The sequence below is a fragment of the Microbacterium nanhaiense genome (genome assembly GCF_014646015.1).
In the GTDB taxonomy this organism is placed as follows: domain Bacteria; phylum Actinomycetota; class Actinomycetes; order Actinomycetales; family Microbacteriaceae; genus Microbacterium; species Microbacterium nanhaiense.
On the sequence record NZ_BMMQ01000005.1, the window covers coordinates 240,068 to 257,721 of the forward strand.

Annotated in this window: 21 protein-coding genes; 17 read left to right on the forward strand and 4 right to left on the reverse strand. The window is 68.0% G+C overall.

Features of this window, described 5'->3' with window-relative positions; all coding sequences use genetic code 11:
* Position 1 precedes the first annotated feature (1 nt).
* The 3 genes from IEX05_RS09990 to lexA all read right to left on the reverse strand — a co-directional run bounded on the left by IEX05_RS09990 (position 2) and on the right by lexA (position 3,347).
* Positions 2-619: a 4'-phosphopantetheinyl transferase family protein gene (locus IEX05_RS09990; protein ID WP_188701423.1), complete on the reverse strand. Its 618-nt coding sequence runs from the start codon at positions 617-619 to the stop codon at positions 2-4.
* Positions 616-2,604 carry a S9 family peptidase gene (locus IEX05_RS09995; protein ID WP_188701425.1) on the reverse strand — a complete coding sequence of 663 codons (1,989 nt, stop codon included), beginning with the start codon at positions 2,602-2,604 and terminating at the stop codon, positions 616-618. Before IEX05_RS09995 ends, IEX05_RS09990 begins: the two co-directional genes overlap by 4 nt.
* A 62-nt stretch (positions 2,605-2,666) precedes the next feature.
* Positions 2,667-3,347 (reverse strand): transcriptional repressor LexA, encoded by a 681-nt coding sequence (lexA, locus tag IEX05_RS10000; protein WP_188701427.1) that lies wholly within the window; start codon positions 3,345-3,347, stop codon positions 2,667-2,669.
* 197 nt (positions 3,348-3,544) lie between these two features.
* Here lexA and IEX05_RS10005 point away from each other — a divergent pair, with 197 nt between their 5' ends.
* The 6 genes from IEX05_RS10005 to IEX05_RS10030 all read left to right on the forward strand — a co-directional run bounded on the left by IEX05_RS10005 (position 3,545) and on the right by IEX05_RS10030 (position 7,944).
* Positions 3,545-3,961 (forward strand): LysM peptidoglycan-binding domain-containing protein, encoded by a 417-nt coding sequence (locus IEX05_RS10005; protein WP_188701429.1) that lies wholly within the window; start codon positions 3,545-3,547, stop codon positions 3,959-3,961.
* A gap of 25 nt (positions 3,962-3,986) precedes the next feature.
* On the forward strand, positions 3,987-5,069 hold the full coding sequence (locus tag IEX05_RS10010; protein ID WP_188701431.1) for a histidinol-phosphate transaminase: 1,083 nt from the start codon (positions 3,987-3,989) through the stop codon (positions 5,067-5,069).
* A 9-nt stretch (positions 5,070-5,078) separates the two neighbouring features.
* On the forward strand, positions 5,079-5,684 hold the full coding sequence (gene hisB, locus IEX05_RS10015; RefSeq protein WP_188701434.1) for an imidazoleglycerol-phosphate dehydratase HisB: 606 nt from the start codon (positions 5,079-5,081) through the stop codon (positions 5,682-5,684).
* A complete protein-coding gene (hisH, locus tag IEX05_RS10020; RefSeq protein WP_188701435.1) occupies positions 5,684-6,319 on the forward strand; it encodes an imidazole glycerol phosphate synthase subunit HisH in 636 nt (211 codons plus the stop codon). The genes hisB and hisH overlap by 1 nt, the downstream gene beginning before the upstream one ends.
* A gap of 91 nt (positions 6,320-6,410) precedes the next feature.
* A complete protein-coding gene (gene priA / locus IEX05_RS10025) occupies positions 6,411-7,157 on the forward strand; it encodes a bifunctional 1-(5-phosphoribosyl)-5-((5-phosphoribosylamino)methylideneamino)imidazole-4-carboxamide isomerase/phosphoribosylanthranilate isomerase PriA (RefSeq protein WP_188701438.1) in 747 nt (248 codons plus the stop codon).
* Positions 7,141-7,944 (forward strand): SseB family protein, encoded by an 804-nt coding sequence (locus IEX05_RS10030; RefSeq protein ID WP_188701440.1) that lies wholly within the window; start codon positions 7,141-7,143, stop codon positions 7,942-7,944. Before priA ends, IEX05_RS10030 begins: the two co-directional genes overlap by 17 nt.
* 55 nt (positions 7,945-7,999) lie before the next feature.
* Here IEX05_RS10030 and IEX05_RS10035 read toward each other — a convergent pair whose 3' ends face one another.
* Entirely contained in the window at positions 8,000-8,413 is a 414-nt protein-coding gene (locus IEX05_RS10035) for a DUF1844 domain-containing protein (protein ID WP_188701442.1), read from the reverse strand.
* A gap of 303 nt (positions 8,414-8,716) precedes the next feature.
* On the opposite strand from IEX05_RS10035, the gene infC reads away from it, so the two are divergent.
* The 11 genes from infC to IEX05_RS10090 all read left to right on the forward strand — a co-directional run bounded on the left by infC (position 8,717) and on the right by IEX05_RS10090 (position 17,619).
* Positions 8,717-9,289 carry a translation initiation factor IF-3 gene (gene infC, locus IEX05_RS10040; RefSeq protein ID WP_229661247.1) on the forward strand — a complete coding sequence of 191 codons (573 nt, stop codon included), beginning with the start codon at positions 8,717-8,719 and terminating at the stop codon, positions 9,287-9,289.
* An 82-nt stretch (positions 9,290-9,371) separates the two neighbouring features.
* Positions 9,372-9,566 (forward strand): 50S ribosomal protein L35, encoded by a 195-nt coding sequence (gene rpmI, locus IEX05_RS10045; protein ID WP_114117918.1) that lies wholly within the window; start codon positions 9,372-9,374, stop codon positions 9,564-9,566.
* 37 nt (positions 9,567-9,603) lie between these two features.
* Entirely contained in the window at positions 9,604-9,987 is a 384-nt protein-coding gene (gene rplT / locus IEX05_RS10050; RefSeq protein WP_114117917.1) for a 50S ribosomal protein L20, read from the forward strand.
* Positions 9,988-10,099: 112 nt separating this feature from the next.
* Entirely contained in the window at positions 10,100-10,852 is a 753-nt protein-coding gene (locus IEX05_RS10055) for a glycosyltransferase family 2 protein (RefSeq protein ID WP_188701444.1), read from the forward strand.
* Complete coding sequence (locus IEX05_RS10060; RefSeq protein WP_188701446.1) at positions 10,849-11,901, forward strand: lysylphosphatidylglycerol synthase transmembrane domain-containing protein; 1,053 nt, start codon at positions 10,849-10,851, stop codon at positions 11,899-11,901. Before IEX05_RS10055 ends, IEX05_RS10060 begins: the two co-directional genes overlap by 4 nt.
* A gap of 4 nt (positions 11,902-11,905) precedes the next feature.
* Positions 11,906-12,718, forward strand: a complete 813-nt coding sequence (locus IEX05_RS10065) for a TrmH family RNA methyltransferase (protein ID WP_188701448.1) — start codon at positions 11,906-11,908, stop codon at positions 12,716-12,718.
* A gap of 129 nt (positions 12,719-12,847) precedes the next feature.
* A complete protein-coding gene (locus tag IEX05_RS10070; protein WP_188701450.1) occupies positions 12,848-13,588 on the forward strand; it encodes an amino acid ABC transporter ATP-binding protein in 741 nt (246 codons plus the stop codon).
* Between the two features lie 59 nt (positions 13,589-13,647).
* The gene (locus tag IEX05_RS10075) at positions 13,648-14,547 is read left to right on the forward strand and encodes a glutamate ABC transporter substrate-binding protein (RefSeq protein ID WP_188701452.1); all 900 of its coding nucleotides are present in this window, start codon (positions 13,648-13,650) and stop codon (positions 14,545-14,547) included.
* A gap of 62 nt (positions 14,548-14,609) precedes the next feature.
* Complete coding sequence (locus IEX05_RS10080) at positions 14,610-15,266, forward strand: amino acid ABC transporter permease (protein ID WP_188701455.1); 657 nt, start codon at positions 14,610-14,612, stop codon at positions 15,264-15,266.
* Positions 15,263-16,180 (forward strand): amino acid ABC transporter permease, encoded by a 918-nt coding sequence (locus tag IEX05_RS10085; RefSeq protein ID WP_188701457.1) that lies wholly within the window; start codon positions 15,263-15,265, stop codon positions 16,178-16,180. Before IEX05_RS10080 ends, IEX05_RS10085 begins: the two co-directional genes overlap by 4 nt.
* A gap of 53 nt (positions 16,181-16,233) precedes the next feature.
* Positions 16,234-17,619 (forward strand): LasA N-terminal domain-containing protein, encoded by a 1,386-nt coding sequence (locus IEX05_RS10090; protein ID WP_188701459.1) that lies wholly within the window; start codon positions 16,234-16,236, stop codon positions 17,617-17,619.
* Positions 17,620-17,654: the final 35 nt, after the last annotated feature.

A 17,654-nucleotide genomic window follows, 5' to 3' on the forward strand; every position in this document is an offset into this window, starting at 1 on the left:
GTCAGCCCGCGTCGATGAGCGCGAGCGTCGCCGTGAAGCCCTCGGGGGCACCGGCGTCGAGCAGCCGGAACGAGGCGTCTGAGCCCGGTAGTTGCGCGCGGTCGCCGGCGATACAGATCCGGTCCGGCGGCAGCCGCAGGCCGCGCCCGTCGGCCTTCGTCGCCGCCTCGATCGCGGTCCAGCGGCGCAGCGTCGGCGGATCCGCGGGGGAGAAGAGGGGCGCAAGCTCCTGCAGGACCGTATCCGGGTCGCCGCGCTCGAGATCGATGCCGAGCGCGGCGGTACAGTCGAGCGTCGCCCCTGCCGCCACGACGAACGGCTCGCTGTAGCTGAGACTCAGGACCACCGGGGCGTGGGTCGCGCGCACCGGTCCGTGGTCCGTGCGCCCGCAGCGGCCGCAGCGCGCCTCGACCGCGGGGTCTACGCCGGGAGCGAGCCGCAGCGTCAGCTCGCGGAGGAGACGGCGGCCCTCGACGAATCCGTCGGCGCGCGGCCCCGGCCCCCAGCGCCGCGCGCGTTCTCGCTCCGGGCCCGAGAGCCACGGCGTCTCGCCGATCGTCGCGCGACGCCCGGGCGCGACGCGAGAATACGCGACGAGGGCGGGACCGATCTCGATCATCGGGCGAGCTCGAGGCGCGGCACTCCCGGCGTCTCGAACCCCAGCACCTGGCCGAGGAACGACAACTCACTTTCGAAGGAGCGGACGATCGTGTCCGCCTGGCGGAACCCGTGGCTCTCTCCGTCGAACAGCAGGTAGGCGTGCGGAACTCCGTTCGCGGCGAGGGCGTCGCGAAGCGCCTCGGACTGCGAGGGCGGCACGACGGGATCGTCCGCGCCCTGCAGGATGAGGAGGGGCGTCTGCAGCCGTTCCGGGTGGGTGAGGGGCGATCGTTCGATGTAGTCCGGCTCTGCCTCGGGCAGCTCTCCGACGAGCGAGTCGAGGTACCGGGCCTCAAAATCGTGGGTCTCGGCGAGTAGCAGGCGAAGGTCCGCCACGCCGTATCGGCTGATGCCGGCGGCGAAGACATCCGTGTCGGCGAGCGCGCAGAGCACGGTCCAGCCGCCCGCCGACCCGCCCTTGATCGCGATGCGCCGAGGATCCGCGAGACCCTCCGCGATGAGCCCGTGCACGGCGGACGCGACGTCCTGCACATCCACGATTCCCCACCCGCCCGCGAGGCGTTCGCGGTAAGCACGGCCATAGCCGGAGGAACCGCCGTAGTTGACATCGAGAACGCCGATGCCGCGGCTGGTGAAGAACGCCGCGTTCTGCGAGAGGTCGCCCGTCGAATGCCCTGTCGGTCCCCCGTGGACGAGCACGAGAACGGGCGGAAGCTCGCCCTCGAGGCCGCGCAGCGCGCCGTTCTGGGGCGGGTAGTAGAAGGAATGAACCGGCCCGAGCGAGCCCGCGTAGGTCTTCGGCTCGGCGATCGAGTGCACGCCCTCCGACAGGTCGACCTCGCCCCCGCGGAGCGGGCGGAGCGAGCGTGCGGAGACGTCGAGCTCCCAGAGGCCACCCGGCACGGTCGCGCCCGCCCCGGTGAGCAGGGCGCGCCGTCCTCGCACGTCGTGCACCTGCACGTCGCCGGTCAGCGGTGTCTCGAGCTCCGCAACGGCGCCGGACACGGGATCGATGAGCATGAGCCGCGCGCGCCCGTTCGTGACGACGGCGATGATGTTCCCATCGTCGAGCGGGGCGTACCAGCGCGAGCCGAGGCTCCAGAGCGGACCGCCGCTGTCGGCGTCGACGGCGTGGATCGGCTCGGCGGCGGCGTGGGCGAGGCCGTCGTCGAAGCGGATCCGGTGGAGATTCCAGCGTGAGGTCCACGATCGGTCCGCGCGAGCGGCCGCGGAAGGCGGATCCTGCGCGAACAGGAGTTCGTCCTCGCTCAGCCACTCCGGCTGGAGCGCGGACACGTTCTGGCCGCGCGAGGCCCGCCGCCCGCCGGCGACGCGCGTCCACTCGGACACCACGCCGTCGGGGCCGAGCGCGCCCACGCGGAGCTCCGCGGCGTCCCAGGGCATGTCGGGGTGGTCCCACGCGATCCATGCGATGCGGCCCCGGCAGGGCGACGGGTAGGCGAGAAAATCGCTGCCGGCGACGACGACCGTCACAGCCGCAGGATCCTCCGCACCGGATCCGTCGACGGGAATCCGGACGATCTCCCGCAGGGGCGTGCCGTGCTCCGCGAGGTGCGTCTCCCGCACCGCCCAGAGCGCGCCCTCCGCCCACACGAGGTCGCCGTGCGCGAGGCGCGGATCCTCCGGCGTCAGCGGCCGGGGCTCGGCGCCCGGTTCGCTGCGGTAAACGCGCTGATCGCGCTGCTCGACGAACGCGAACGCATCCCCGTCGAGAGCGACCCACGATCCGCCGCCGTATTCGTGCACCCGCGAGCGGGCGCTCCATGGTGCCGGGAGAACGGGTGTGTCCGACGCATCGCGCATGATCGCCGTGCGGCCGCGCTCGGCGGGGACCGACTCGGCCCACCACACCTCGCCGCCCACATACTGCGCGCGCCCGAGCCGGAGAGAACCGGTGGGCATGTCGGCGGGACTGATCGGCGAGGGCCAGGAGCCGTAAGGGAGGCGGTCGTCGGTGCTCATGTCTCCCACGCTATGCCAGACCGCGGGCGCCCGTCACCCAGGGCGGGCTACTCGATCGCGCGTCAGACGGCGCGCATCACGGCGACCACGCGGCCGAGGATGACCGCCTCGTCGCCGAGGATCGGCTCGAACGCCGTGTTGCGGGGGAGCAGCCACACGTGGTTGTCGCGCTGCCGGAAGGTCTTGACGGTCGCCTCGCCGTCGAGCATCGCGGCCACGATCTCGCCGTTCTCGGCGGTGTGCTGCGTGCGCACGACCACCCAGTCGCCGTCGCAGATCGCCGCATCGATCATCGAGTCGCCGACCACCTTGAGCATGAACAGCTCTCCGCCGCCGACGAGCTGACGCGGGAGAGGGAAGATCTCCTCGACCTGCTGTTCCGCCGTGATGGGGACGCCGGCGGCGATACGCCCGACGAGGGGGACCATGGCCGCGTCCCCGACGAGCGGCGCGGAATCGGACGGATTCTCCGTGGACATGCTGGGCAGGTCGACGAGCACTTCCATGGCGCGAGTCTTGCCCGGGTCGCGCCGCAGATACCCGCTCAGCTCGAGCTGCCCGAGCTGGTGCGTGACGCTCGAGAGCGATTTGAGCCCGACGGCGTCGCCGATCTCGCGCATGCTCGGCGGGTATCCGTTGACCTGAATGGAGCGCTGGATGACCTCGAGGATCGCGAGCTGCTTCTCGCTCAGGCTCTTGCGTCGGCGGTTCTTCGGGGTCGGCTGTGACGACGTGGCGCTCATCCGCTCGCTCCTTCGAATGTCAGTGGTTGCTGATGGAGTGATCAGCGTCTCGAACAACGCTACCGGACGTCCGCGGATTTTCGGGAGATTTGTTCGAGGGTGTCGAGGCTGATTCAGAAAGAACTTCGAAATGAGTCTTGACACCTTCGAAGATTCGAAGATACATTCGGAACATCACTACGAGAGAAGGTATCGTGATGAACACCACCACTTCCGCGGTCTCATCGCACAGGGTTTCGACCGGCGACGTTTCGACCGGCGACGTTTCGATCGACGACGATCGCGCGGTGCGAACCCGACTGCGGATCACCCGTCGCGGTCGTCGGGTCGTCGCGATGCTGGCGGCCACGCCGTTGGTTGCGGCGACGGCCTTCGTGATCATCAACGGCGGCGCCGCGCTCGGCTCGAACGACACGGGCGTCTCGGCCGAGGCGTTCGATGCGGTCACCGTGATGCCGGGGGAGACGCTGTGGTCGATCGCGGAGGAGGTCGCGCCCGAAGAGGACCCGCGCGAGGTCGTCGACGCGATTTCCGACCTCAACCGCTTGTCGTCCTCCGTGCTCGACACCGGGCAGCGCCTGTTTCTCCCGATTGCGTACTCTTCGGGGTCTTGAGACCGACGATCGGTAGCATGGGGGCGTGACCGTGACACTCGAGGATCTGCCCATTCGCGACGACCTGCGCGGCCAGAAGCCCTACGGGGCGCCGCAGGTACCGCTTCCGATCGCCCTCAACGTCAATGAGAACACTCATCCGATTCCCGCCGAGGTCGCGGAAGACATCGCCGACTCGGTCGCTCGGGTGATCACCGACCTCAACCGCTATCCCGACCGGGAGTTCACCGAACTCCGGGAGTCGTTCGCGGAGTATCTGGGCCACGGCCTGAGCGCCGATCAGATCTGGGCCGCGAACGGCTCGAACGAGGTCCTGCAGCACATCCTCCAGGCCTTCGCCGGCCCGGGCCGCACGGCGTTCGGCTTCGCGCCGACCTACTCGATGTACTCCCTGCTGGTGCGGGGCGTGGGCTCGACGTGGATCGCGGGAACGCGAGGCTCGCGCTTCGAGCTCTCTCCCGAAGACGCGGCGCGCCAGGTGCGCGGGGCCGACCCCGATGTGGTCTTCCTCTGCTCGCCCAACAACCCGACGGGCACCCCCGTCTCCCTCGACGTCGTCGAGGCCGTGTACGAGGCGAGCCGCGGCATCGTCATCGTCGACGAGGCGTACCATGAGTTCGCGTCGGCCGATACACCGTCCGCGCTGACCCTTCTTGACGGTCGCGAGCGCCTGGTCGTCTCGCGCACCATGAGCAAGGCGTTTGCCTTCGCCGGTGCCCGCGTCGGCTATCTCGCCGCGGACCCGGCTGTGATCGACGCGCTGCGCCTCGTCCGGCTGCCGTATCACCTGAGCGCGGTCACGCAGGCCGCCGCCGTTGCGGCGCTCCGCCACAGCGAGACGATGCTGCGCACGGTGGCCGACATCGTGGAGCAGCGCGATCGCATCTCGGCGACGCTCGCGGCGCTCGGCTACGACCCGTATGAGTCGGGGAGCAACTTCGTCCTCTTCGGCGGGGTCGCGGATCCGCAGGCCACCTGGCGCCGGCTCTGCGACGAGGGCGTCCTCATCCGCGATGTCGGCATTCCGGGTCACCTGCGCGTGTCCGCGGGGACGGAAGAAGAGACGACCGCCTTCCTGGACGCGCTCGCGCGCATCCGCGACGAATAGGATTGCTCTATGAGCACCGCGCGCACGGCGTCCCGCACCCGCACCACGAGCGAGTCGACGATCGACCTGTCGATCAACCTCGACGGCACCGGAGAGAGCAGCATCTCGACCTCGGTTCCGTTCTTCGACCACATGCTGACCGCCTTCGCGAAGCACTCGCTCACCGACCTCACGGTCGTGTCGACGGGCGACACGCACATCGATGTTCACCACACCGTGGAAGACACGGCGATCGTGCTCGGTCAGGCGATTCGCGAGGCGCTCGGCGACAAGGCAGGCATCTCCCGGTACGGAGACGCCCTCGTTCCGCTCGACGAGGCGCTCGCCCAGGCGGTCGTCGACATCTCGGGTCGGCCCTACCTCGTGCACACGGGCGAGCCCGCGGGCTTCGAGATGCACCTGATCGGCGGCCACTTCACGGGTTCGATGGTGCGGCACGCGTTCGAGGCGTTGACGTTCCACGCAGGCCTGACGGTGCACGTCAATGTGCTCGCGGGCCGAGACCCCCACCACATCGCGGAGGCGGAGTTCAAGGCGCTCGCCCGCGCGTTCCGCCAGGCGAAGGCACTCGATCCGCTGGTCGTCGGCATCCCGTCGACCAAGGGCGCGCTCTGATGGCCGAGAAGCCGCTCGTCGCGGTGCTCGACTACGGTTCGGGCAACGTCCACTCGGCCGTGAAGGCCCTCGAGCAGGCGGGTGCCAAGGTGGCGCTGACCCGCGACCGGGGGGTCGTGGCGGACGCCGACGGTCTGCTGGTGCCGGGCGTCGGCGCATTCGGCGCCGTGATGGAGCAGCTGAACGCGATCCGCGGGGGCGAGCTGATCGAGCGCCGACTCGCCGGGGGCCGCCCGGTGCTGGGCATCTGCGTCGGCATGCAGGTCATGTTCGAGCGCGGTGTCGAGCGCGGCACGGACGTCCCGGGCCTCGGCGAATGGCGCGGCACCGTCCGCGAACTCGAGGCACCCGTCGTGCCGCACATGGGGTGGAGCACCGTGGAGGTCGGGGCGGGCTCGCGCCTCTTCGCCGGCCTCGAAGACGAGCGCTTTTACTTTGTGCACTCCTTCGCCGCACAGGATTGGACGCTCGAGGTCGACCGTCCCTTCCGTGAGCCCGCGGTGACCTGGTCCAGCCACGGCAGCCGATTCATCGCGGCGGTCGAGAACGGCCCGCTCTCGGCCACGCAGTTCCACCCCGAAAAATCCGGCGAGGCCGGCATCGCGCTGCTGCGCAATTGGCTCGGAACGCTCTGAGCGATCGGCAGGAATTGGCACCGGAGCGGATCCGGTCTAGCCTTGTCGCTTGTGCGCCTCGTGGGAGGGTCCCGCGGCCACGTCTGGAGAGATGAACGACTTCGCATCGACACCCCGTCTGACCCTTCTTCCCGCAGTGGACGTCGCGGGCGGCAAGGCCGTGCGCCTCACGCAGGGTGAGGCCGGCAGTGAGACCAGTTACGGCGACCCCATCGAGGCCGCGGAGCAGTGGCGCGACCAGGGCGCCGAGTGGCTGCACCTGGTGGACCTCGACGCCGCATTCGGCCGTGGTCAGAACACGACGGTGATGCGCAAGGTCATCAAGCACATGAAGGGCGTGAACGTCGAGATCTCGGGCGGCATCCGCGACGACGCGTCGCTCGAGGCCGCGCTCGAATCGGGCGCGACGCGCGTGAACCTCGGCACGGCGGCTCTGGAGAACCCCGACTGGACCGAGGCCGTGATCGCTCGCTACGGCGAGGCCATCGCGGTGGGCCTGGACGTGCGCGGCACGACGCTCTCGGCGCGCGGGTGGACGCAGGACGGCGGAGACCTCTGGGACGTTCTCGCGCGCCTGGAGAAGGCGGGCTGCGCCCGCTACGTCGTGACCGACGTCACCAAGGACGGCACGCTCAAGGGGCCGAACCTCGACCTGCTGCGCCAGATGGCCGACCGCACGGACCGCCCGATCGTGGCGTCCGGCGGCGTGTCGAGCCTCGACGACATCGCGGCCCTCCGCGAGCTCGTGCCGCTCGGCATCGAGGGCGCGATCGTGGGCAAGGCGCTCTACGCGGGTGCCTTCACGCTCGCCGAGGCGCTGGATGTCGCCGCAATCTGATCCCGACGGATCCGCCCGCTCGTTGCCCGCGCATCTCGCGGGCAACGTGGCGGACTCCGCGGGTCAGGCCTGGGAGGGGCGTACCTTCCGGCCCAACCCCGCAGCCGGCGACGACGGATCCGCGGATCCGGTGCTCTGGGACGCCCTCACACGTTTCCGCACGGGGGAGGGCGACCCGGTCGCGGTCGTCGACGCGCTCCGTCGTGCGCGCGTGTTGGCGCCCTTGGTCGCCGAAAAGGGCGACGAGGGCGTGGGGCCTACGGGCATGGCCGTCGACAAGACGCAGGAGCTGTCGATCGTGACAGTCGCGGCGCCGGACGGGCGCAGGGTGCTCCCCGTGTTCTCCTGCGTCGAGACATTGCAGGCGTGGAACCCCCTCGCCCGGCCCATTCCGGTCGCGGGTACGCGGGCGGCCCTCGCAGCGGCGGGAGAGGATACCGACCTCGTGGTCGTCGACCCGACGAGCCCCACCGAGTTCGTCGTGCGCCGGCCGGCCGTGTGGGCGATCGCCCAGGAGCAGGCCTGGATGCCGTCGTGGCTGAGCCCCGAGGTGGCGACCGCGTTCCACGAGTCGATCGGCTCGGAGCTCGCGGTGCAGGACGTTCGTCTCGCGGCGGGCGACCCGGCCGCGCGGCTGCAGGGGCCGGAACTCACGGTGATCCTCACCCTGACGCAGGGGCTCGAGCGCGACGAGCTCGACACCGTGCTGGGACGGTTGGCGCGGCGCTGGGCGGCGGACGACCGCATCGCCGTGCTCGTCGACAGCATGCAGCTCAGACTGCGCTGAGAACCACGAAGAGCGCCGACCGGAGCCTGCCGGTCGGCGCTCTTCGCTGGGAGCGTCAGATGACGGGGCCGGTGTACTTCTCACCGGGGCCCTTGCCGGGCGCGTCCGGGATCGAGGAGATCTCCCGGAAGCGCAGCTGAAGCGAGCGGAGCCCGTCGCGGATCGGGCGCGCGTGCATGTCGCTGATCTCGGGCGCGGCCGCGGTGACGAGGCCGGCGAGCGCGTTGATGAGCTTGCGGGCCTCGTCGAGGTCGGTCAGCTCGTCGGCGTCGGAGCCCTCGCCGAGGCCGAGCTTCACGGCGGCAGCGCTCATGAGGTGCACGCAGGCGGTCGCGATGACTTCGACGGCACCGACGTCTGCGATGTCGCGGGTCGCGTCGGTTGCCGCCGAGGCCCGTTCCTGTTCCTCCCACTTGGCGTGACGCTCGGAGTCGAACGAGTGGGCGTGATCTGACGAAGTGGTGCTCATGAGCAACTTTCTGCTAGACTGTGTCGGGCTCCGGGCATTGGCTCGGACGAAAGAGGATTTTCATCCCACCCGCGCTTGCCGCTCCAGGCTACCGGGTCAAGCACACTCCGCCCTCCGAAAAGGGGGTAGGAGCGGACGCAGGTTCGCTCATCGGGTGGTGACACGCGATTGTTCATGCGTGACACGTGCGGATGTTGAAGATTCTCCCGCCCGCGTCGCGAACCTCGCGTCGCGGTGGCTTATCGACTACCGCACCACTAGGAGTTCCGCATCAGCGATCCCCGCATCAACGAGCGCATTCGCGTGCCCGAGGTCCGTCTCATCGGCCCCGGCGGCGAACAGATCGGTGTTGTCCGCAGCGAGGTTGCACTTCGCCTCGCACAGGAGCAGGACCTCGACCTCGTCGAGGTTGCTCCCGACTCGCGTCCGCCCGTAGCCAAGATCATGGACTACGGCAAGTTCAAGTACGAGACCGCGCAGAAGGCCAAGGAAGCACGCCGCAACCAGGCCAACACGGTGCTCAAGGAGGTTCGCTTCCGCTTGAAGATCGACCAGCACGACTACGACACCAAGCGCAAGCGTGCTGAGGGCTTCCTCAAGGCCGGAGACAAGGTCAAGGCGATGATCCTGTTCCGCGGGCGCGAGCAGCAGCGTCCCGAGATGGGTGTCCGCCTGCTGATGAAGTTCGCCGAAGAGGTCGCGGAGCTCGGTTCGGTCGAGTCGCGGCCGAAGATCGACGGACGCAACATGGTGATGATCATTGCGCCGGTGAAGAACAAGTCTGAGGCCAAGGCGGAGCAGAACGCTCAGCGCGCGGCCACGAAGCAGGCCGCTCGCGAGGCGAAGAACGCGAGCAAAGAGCCTGCCGCCGAGTAGTCGGTAACTGAATCACTTCCCGTCCGACGGACGGGTAGCACCCATGTCGCCCCTCGCGGGCGCACACGTCAAGGAAAGAACAATGCCGAAGCAGAAGACCCACTCGGGCGCCAAGAAGCGCTTCAAGATCACCGGCAGCGGCAAGATCAAGAAGCAGCAGTCGGGCATGCGCCACAACCTCGAGGTGAAGTCGAGCCGTCGCACGCGTCGTCTGAACCAGGACCAGCTGGTGTCGGGCAACGACATGAAGACCGTCAAGAAGCTGCTCGGTCGCTGAGCGACCCGACCTCTCGAATCTCTAAGGAAACACACTCATGGCACGAGTAAAGCGGGCAGTAAACGCCCACAAGAAGCGTCGCACAATCCTCGACCGCGCCTCGGGTTACCGCGGCCAGCGTTCGCGCCTCTACCGCAAGGCCAAGGAGCAGGTCACCCACTCGCTGGTCTACGCGTACCGCGACCGCCGCAAGCGCAAGGGCGACTTCCGCCGCCTGTGGATCCAGCGCATCAACGCTGGCGCCCGCGCCAACGGCCTGACCTACAACCGCTTCATCCAGGGCCTCAACCTGGCCGGCGTGACGGTTGACCGTCGCATGCTCGCGGAGCTCGCGGTGAACGAGCCCGCGACGTTCGCGACGCTGATCGAGGTCGCGAAGGGCGCTCTGCCCGCCGACGTCAACGCGCCGAAGGCTGCGTAAGCAGGTTCTCGAAGAAAGCGGGTGTCCCGAGAGGGGCACCCGCTTTCTCGCATTTCCGCGGGATCCACGCCCGAGACTTGTGTCGTTCACCTCGAGAGTGTTTGCTGGACACGTGGCCCACACGCTTCCTGCGCGCGCCGACTCTCGGCCGACGATATCCGTCGTCATTCCTGCCTACAACGAGGCGCACGTGCTCGGGCGGTGTCTGCGAGCGCTCCTGTCGCAGAGCGACCCCGCCGACGAGATCATCGTGGTCGACAACGCGTCGACCGACGACACCGCCGCCGTCGCGTCCCGTTTCGAGGGGGTGAGGGTGGTCTCCGAGCCGCGAGCGGGCGTGACCTACGCCCGCTCAGCGGGCTTCGATGCCGCGCGCGGCGACGTCATCGCGCGGATCGACGCGGACTCGCTCGTCGAGGCCGATTGGATCCATCGCCTGCGCGCGGCGTTCGACTGCGCCGACCTCGATGCGATCGGCGGCGGCGCGGGAATCGCGGAGCTCTCGCCCGCGAACCTCTGCTGGTTCGGGTGGTGGTACCGCGGTTTCCGGTTCTGGCACGAACGGAGCATTGGCGTTCGTCCGATGCTTTATGGATTCAACTCGGCGATGCGGCGCGAGGCGTGGGAGCGCGCGCGGACGCTCGTCGCGACCGATGACGAACTGGTCAGCGACGACGTCGACGTCACGATCGCGCTCTTGCGCACGGGGCACCGCCTCCGTTTCGACCCGCGGATCCGGGTCCGCGCGAAGCTGTTCCGCTCGATCGAGCGTGAGAAGCTCTCGCGTTATTACCGCACCGACGGCACGACCCTCGCGCGTCACCGCTTCGGGCGCCGCACGCGCTGGATAGAGAACGGCGCATGAGGTGGCCCTCCTTCAAGACCTGGGTCAGCATCGTCACGGCGCTCCTCGTCGCCGTCATCATCTGGCAGGCCTGGCCGAACGTCGTTGACGCGTGGCACAGCCTCAGCGAGGTGAACCTCTGGATCTTTGCGCTGCTGCTGCCGATCCAGCTCGCGAGCTACGCCGCGACCGGAGAGGCGCTGTTCTCGTTCCTGCGGTCGCGGGGCGAGCTTCGCGGCATGCGCCCGCTGACCGCAATGCGGATGGCGCTCGAGTTCAACTTCGCCAATCACATGCTCCCGTCGGGCGGCGCGGCGGGAATCGCCTACACGTCGTGGAAGCTCTCCACCCTGGGCATCCCCCCGAGCCGGGGGACGATCGCCCAATTGGCGAAGTTCGGGGTGACCTTCGTCTCGTTCAGCATCCTGCTCGCGGCGGCCGGCGTGCAGCTCATCGTGTCGGGGCACGGTAGCGCCAGCGTGCTGTGGGCGGCGGCCGGGATCGGCATCGCCGCCCTCGTCGGCGTGGTCGTGGGTGTGTGGCTGCTGAAGCGGCGCCGCCTCCTGCATCGCGTCGCCGGTGTCGTGCTGCGCGTTGCCCGCTGGGGCATGCGGGTGCTGCGGATCCGTAAGACGCTGGATGCCGTGCCGCTCGTGCGCTTCGTCGACGGCCTCCACCTGGAGGTGCGAGAACTCCTCGCGAGCCCGCGGAGCCTGCTCGCGCCCTTCCTGTGGTCCTTCGTGATCAACGCGTGTGACGCGGCCCTCTTCTGGACGGCGCTCGCGGCGTTCGGCGTGTACCCGGATCCGGCGCTCGTCTTCGTCGCGTACGGCGTCGCGACGGTGGCGAGCATGATCATCGTCACGCCGAACGGCGTCGGCGCCTACGAGGTTGTCATGGTCGCCACCTTCGTCGCGGGCGGCCTCGACCCCTCGGTGACGATCGCCGCGATCGTGCTCGCGCGCGCGGTGCTCCTGCTCGGAACGATCGTGTTCGGCTGGGGCTTCTATCAGCACAGCGTGATGACGGCGAAGGCCCCGGGTCTTTCCCGGCGGGGCACAGTAGCCTAGGGGCATGCTCGATAACCCCCGCGCCGCCCGCGTCAAGACGATCCGCAAGCTGTCTCAGCGGAATGAGCGCCGCGACACGGGGCGCTTCCTGCTCGAGGGCCCGCAGGCCGTGCGCGAGGCGCTGACTTACCGGCCGGAGCTCGTCGAGCAGCTCTTCGCCACGCCGACCGCGCTCGAGAAGCACGGCGACATCCGCACGCTCATCACCGACGCGCAGGCGCAGAACCCCGACCTCGAGTGGGACTACGCCGACGAGGCCGTCATCGACGCGATGGCGGACACGGTGACGCCCCAGGGCTTCGTCGCGGTCGCACGGCAGAACCCGACGGCGCTGAAGGACATCTTCGCGAACGAGCCGAAGCTCGTCGTCGTCTGCGAAGAGGTGCGCGATCCCGGCAACCTCGGCACGATCATCCGCGCCGCGGACGCGGCCGGTGCCGACGCCGTCGTGCTCACCGGCCGAACGGTGGATCCCTTCAACCCGAAGGTCGTCCGTTCGACGACCGGCTCGCTCTTCCACGTGCCGTTCGCGGTCGATGCCGACCTCGGCGACGTGATCGGCCGCGCGCGCGGCGCCGGAGTGCAGGTGCTGGCCGCCGACGTCAAGGGAGACGACATCCTCGCCGTCCGTGACGGTCTCGCGGCGCCCACCGCCTGGGTGTTCGGCAACGAGGCGCGCGGGCTCACGGATGAGGCGCTCGGCCTCGTCGACCGCGCCGTGCGGTTGCCGATCTACGGGCACGCCGAGTCGCTCAACCTGGCGACCGCCGCGAGCGTGTGCCTCTACGAGACCGCATTCGCCCAGCGCAGCGCGTGACCGCGAGCTCCGCCAGCCGTCCCAGTCGGTGAGAAGCGTCGCGCTCACAACATAAGCGTTCGATAACGGCATTGAACGTTAGGCACAACTCACTAGCGGCCGTGTAAAGGCTGTGACTAGAGTTCGGGCATGGCAGAGCCGTTAGTAGTCATCGACCACGTGCAGAAGCACTATGGCGATTTTCATGCCCTGAAGGACATCAACCTGACCGTCGATCGCGGCGAGGTCGTCGTCGTGATCGGGCCATCGGGATCCGGTAAGTCGACGCTGTGCCGCACGATCAACCGGCTCGAGACGATCACGAGCGGTTCGATCTCGATCGACGGCAAGGAACTCCCGAGCGAGGGCAAGGAGCTGGCGGCGTTGCGCGCCGACGTCGGCATGGTGTTCCAGTCGTTCAACCTGTTTAGCCACCTGACGATCCTGCAGAATGTGACGCTCGGGCCGATCAAGGTGAAGAAGCAGTCGAAGGTCGACGCGGAGGCCGAGGCGCGCCGGTTGCTGGATCGCGTCGGCATCGGCCACCAGGCCGACAAGCTCCCCGCCCAGCTCTCTGGCGGCCAGCAGCAGCGCGTCGCGATCGCACGGGCATTGGCGATGCACCCCAAGATCATGCTCTTCGATGAGCCGACGAGCGCGCTCGACCCCGAGATGATCAATGAGGTGCTCGACGTCATGGTCGATCTCGCGAAGGACGGCATGACGATGGTCGTCGTGACCCACGAAATGGGCTTCGCGCGCAAGGCCGCCGACCGCGTCGTATTCATGGCAGACGGCGAGGTCGTCGAACAGGCAGATCCGGAATCGTTCTTCACGAATCCGCAGTCGACGCGCGCACAAGACTTCCTGTCGAAGCTGTTGACCAAATAGATCCCCCAGGCGCGTCCGCGACACCGCGGGCGCCGCTCGGTTCCCACAAGGAGGACATCATGCGAAAGTTTCGGAACATCGCCGCAGCGACGATCGCGGCGGGAGCGCTCCTCGCGCTGACGGCGTGCAACAGCGGCTCTCCCAGCGACCCCGCGGGCGGTGGCGACGCGCCAGAGCCCGACGTGGCCGAGGACGTCGCGCTCGAGGGAAGCCCGACCTACGACCGCATGGTCGAAAACGGCGGGCCGACGATCGGCGTGAAGGAAGACCAGCCCAACCTCGGCTACCTCGACGTGACTACGCAGGAGCGCAGTGGCTTCGACATCGAGATCGCGCGGTGGATCGCCGCGTCCCTCGGCTTCTCCGAGGACCAGATCACCTACGAGCCGATCGCGTCCGCGAACCGCGAGCAGGCGCTCGTGAACGGCGACATCGACTACTACGTCGGCACGTACTCGATCACCGACAACCGCAAGGAGCAGATCGACTTCGCCGGCCCGTACTTCGAGACCGGCCAGGGCTTCCTCGTCTCCGCCGACAGCGAGATGACCGAGGTGACTGACGTGTCCGATTTCAACGGCATGCGCGTCTGTTCGGCCACGGGATCGACGCCGATCCAGAACATCAAGGAGAACTACCCCGAGATCGAAACCACCGAGTACGACATCTACTCGCAGTGCGTCGAGGACCTGCTCTCCGGCAAGGTCGACGCGGTGACGACCGACGCGGCGATCCTCATCGGATACGCCGCGCAGAACCCGGATGAGCTGAAGGTCCTGGACGGCCTGTTCACGGAGGAACGCTACGGCGTTGGCCTCCCGAAGGGCGACACCGTTCTGCAGGAGCACATCAATACTCTCTTCACCGAGGGCGGCGACGAGTGGCAGAAGATCTTCGACGCCACTCTCGGTCAGTCGGGCATCACGGTGGAACAGCCGGCGGTTGATCCGGTCGGCTGAACCCGCGTGAGGGGCGCGCGTGAACGCGCCCCTCACCGCCCCATACTCAGAGAGGACGACGCGTGGACGTCATCTTCGAGAACCTCGACCTCTGGACCGAGGGCATCTCACTCACCCTGTTAGTGTTCTTTTTCGGCGGCATCATCGCCATCGTCTTGGGGACGATCGTCGGCGCGATGCGCGTTTCGCCCGTGCCGATTGCCCGCGCCGTGGGCGCGCTGTACGTCAACCTGGTGCGGAACACGCCGCTGACTCTCGTGTTCTTCTTCTTCGTGTTCGGATACAGCGCGCTCGCGCTCCCGAACCTGTCGAACACGGTGCTTGGCATCCTCGCGATCGGCGTCTACACCGCGACCTACGTGGCAGAAACGCTTCGCGCGGGCATCAACACCGTGCCTGTCGGTCAGGCCGAGGCCGCGCGTGCGATTGGGCTTCCGTTTGGTCAGGTCATGACGCAGGTTGTTCTGCCGCAGGCATTCCGTTCGGTCGTTCCCCCGCTGATGAGCGTACTGATCGCGTTGCTCAAGAACACGACGGTTGCGGCCGGATTCTCGGTTGCCGTGCTGCCGGCGCTGCAGTCGACCGTCTCGAACTCGCATAATCGTCCCGGAACGCCCATGGAAGTGCTTCTCTGGGCGGCCGCCGTGTTCGTCGTACTGGTGCTCCTGCTCACGTGGCTGCAGCGGACGCTCGAGAACAAGTGGAGGATCGCACGATGACCTCAGTGCTGTACGACGTTCCGGGGCCGCGGGCCCGTCGTCGTAACCTTGTTCTAGCGATCGCCACCGTGGTAGTGGTGGCCGCGGTCGTCGGCTTCGTGCTGTGGCGGCTGACCCTCACCGGGCAGTTCGCGGCCTCCAAGTGGAGCGTGTTCACCTATACGACCGTGTGGGCGCAGATCGGCACGATGCTGCTGAACACGCTCAAGGCGTTTGCGGCCGCCGCCGTGCTGAGCCTCGTACTTGGCTTCGTGCTGGCGATCGGCCGGCTGTCCGACCACGCGTGGGTGCGAATTCCCGCGACGGTCGTCACCGAGGCCTTCCGCGCGGTTCCGGTGCTCGTCATGATGATGATCCTCTATTACGGTCTCCCGTCGCTCGGCATCAAGATGGAGCCGTACTGGGCGGTCGTGATCGCGCTCATGGTGTACAACGGATCCGTGCTCGCCGAGGCGCTGCGCGCCGGCGTCGAATCTCTTCCTCGCGGACAGCGCGAGGCGGGGTTCGCGATCGGCCTTCGAAAGAGCGGCGTGATGACGCTCATCCTCCTGCCGCAGGCGATCCGGGCGATGCTGCCGGTGATTATCGCCCAGCTCGTGGTGACGATGAAGGATACGGCGCTCGGCTTCCTCATCACCTATCACGAGCTGCTCTACTACGCGAAGCTCCTCGCAACCCAGCCGGGGCGTCCGATTCTTCAGGCGGCGTTCGTCATCGGTGGCATCTACATCGTGATGTGCCTCCTGCTGTCGTGGCTCGCCCACTGGATCGAGAAGCGCGGTCGCCGCTCGCCGAAGAATCCCGTCGCCGGGCCACACGAACCGGCAGCCGACGATGAAGCAACCCTCACGGAGGTCATCTCCATGCAGGTCAGCACCGGTACCCGAATTCGCGACGCGAAGACCGACCACTGACTGGAGGCCGCACGGAGAATATCCGTGCGGCCTCTTCTGGCACACTAAAGACCATGCCTCGTCTGACCTCACTTCGCTCGAAGCTCGCGCTCGCGCTCGGCGCGCTTGCCCTGGCCGCGGGTGCCCTCGCGCCCAGCGCGGCGGTCGCCGATGGCAGCGTGGACATCCCGAGCCCGGAGGTCGGCGACTATCTCGGGTCCACCACGGTCGACGAGGCGGATCCGGGCGGGGGATCGGCCACCGCCGGGACCGAGGCGATCACCCTGAGGAACTTCTCGGCTGGGAACCTCATCTCCGACAAGCTGATGTACACCTCGGGCACGATGTCGACGTCGCAGATCCAGGCCTTCCTCGACGCGAAGGTTCCGTCCTGCCAGCGCGGCTATACCTGCCTGAAGGATTTCACGCAGAAGACGGCGACGAAGCAGCCCAACACCTACTGCAGCGGCACGTACACCGGCTCATCGAGGGAGTCGGCCGCGTCGATCATCTCGAAGTCGGCGAAGGCGTGCGGGATCAGCGAGAAGGTTCTTCTCGTGATCCTGCAGAAGGAGCAGGGGCTCGTCACGCACACGTGGCCGAGCGACTTCCGCTATGACAAGGCGATGGGCTTCGCATGCCCGGATAACGCGGCGTGCGACCCGCAGTTCTTGGGCTTCCAGAACCAGGTCTACATGGCCGCCAAGCAGCTCCGCCGCTACTCGATGGATCCCAGCTTCAACTGGTACCCCGTCGGCAAGACGAGCCAGATCAGGTATCACCCGAACGCCGCCTGCGGCACCTCGCCCGTGACGATCCAGAACAAGGCCACGGCGGCGCTCTACTACTACACGCCCTACCAGCCGAACCGTGCGGCGCTCGCCGCGGGCTACGGCACGGGCGACGCGTGCTCGTCGTACGGCAACCGCAACTTCGTGAACTACTACACCGATTGGTTCGGGTCGGGTGGATCCGGCGGAACCTCGCCGGCGCCGAACGCGAACGATGCCAAGCCCGTGCACCGCTTCTGGTCGTCGAAGTTCGATAACGCGCACTTCTACACGGTCAATGACGCCGAGGCGCGCAATATCCGCAACAACGACAGCAACTGGGCATACGAGGGCACCGACTTCCGGGTCTGGCCGGTGAGCGGCGGATCCTGCCGTGCGGGGACGACTCCCGTCTACCGTTTCTGGTCGGCGCGGTTCGAATCGCACTTCTACACGACCAACCAGGCCGAGATGCGCACCGTGCGCGACACCGACAAGAACTGGTCGTATGAGGGAACGGCCTTCTGCACGGCGAAGAGCGCATCGTCGAGCACGGTTCCGGTGTACCGCTTCTGGTCGGAGAGGTTCGGCAAGCACTTCTACACCGCAAACGCGGCGGAGTCGAAGAACCTGCGCGAGAACGACCGCAACTGGACCTACGAGGGCATCGCCCTCTACGCGCCGAAGTAGGTCGGCCGCCCAGGCTCGGCCAGTAGGATGGGGCC

Coding starts and splice junctions, on each gene's coding strand:
- IEX05_RS09990 (WP_188701423.1), bottom strand. CDS start 619: ATGATCGAGATCGGTCCCGCCCTCGTCGCGTATTCTCGCGTCGCGCCC.
- IEX05_RS09995 (WP_188701425.1), bottom strand. CDS start 2,604: ATGAGCACCGACGACCGCCTCCCTTACGGCTCCTGGCCCTCGCCGATC.
- lexA (WP_188701427.1), bottom strand. CDS start 3,347: ATGAGCGCCACGTCGTCACAGCCGACCCCGAAGAACCGCCGACGCAAG.
- IEX05_RS10005 (WP_188701429.1), top strand. CDS start 3,545: ATGAACACCACCACTTCCGCGGTCTCATCGCACAGGGTTTCGACCGGC.
- hisB (WP_188701434.1), top strand. CDS start 5,079: ATGAGCACCGCGCGCACGGCGTCCCGCACCCGCACCACGAGCGAGTCG.
- hisH (WP_188701435.1), top strand. CDS start 5,684: ATGGCCGAGAAGCCGCTCGTCGCGGTGCTCGACTACGGTTCGGGCAAC.
- priA (WP_188701438.1), top strand. CDS start 6,411: ATGAACGACTTCGCATCGACACCCCGTCTGACCCTTCTTCCCGCAGTG.
- IEX05_RS10030 (WP_188701440.1), top strand. CDS start 7,141: ATGTCGCCGCAATCTGATCCCGACGGATCCGCCCGCTCGTTGCCCGCG.
- IEX05_RS10035 (WP_188701442.1), bottom strand. CDS start 8,413: ATGAGCACCACTTCGTCAGATCACGCCCACTCGTTCGACTCCGAGCGT.
- rpmI (WP_114117918.1), top strand. CDS start 9,372: ATGCCGAAGCAGAAGACCCACTCGGGCGCCAAGAAGCGCTTCAAGATC.
- rplT (WP_114117917.1), top strand. CDS start 9,604: ATGGCACGAGTAAAGCGGGCAGTAAACGCCCACAAGAAGCGTCGCACA.
- IEX05_RS10060 (WP_188701446.1), top strand. CDS start 10,849: ATGAGGTGGCCCTCCTTCAAGACCTGGGTCAGCATCGTCACGGCGCTC.
- IEX05_RS10065 (WP_188701448.1), top strand. CDS start 11,906: ATGCTCGATAACCCCCGCGCCGCCCGCGTCAAGACGATCCGCAAGCTG.
- IEX05_RS10070 (WP_188701450.1), top strand. CDS start 12,848: ATGGCAGAGCCGTTAGTAGTCATCGACCACGTGCAGAAGCACTATGGC.
- IEX05_RS10075 (WP_188701452.1), top strand. CDS start 13,648: ATGCGAAAGTTTCGGAACATCGCCGCAGCGACGATCGCGGCGGGAGCG.
- IEX05_RS10085 (WP_188701457.1), top strand. CDS start 15,263: ATGACCTCAGTGCTGTACGACGTTCCGGGGCCGCGGGCCCGTCGTCGT.
- IEX05_RS10090 (WP_188701459.1), top strand. CDS start 16,234: ATGCCTCGTCTGACCTCACTTCGCTCGAAGCTCGCGCTCGCGCTCGGC.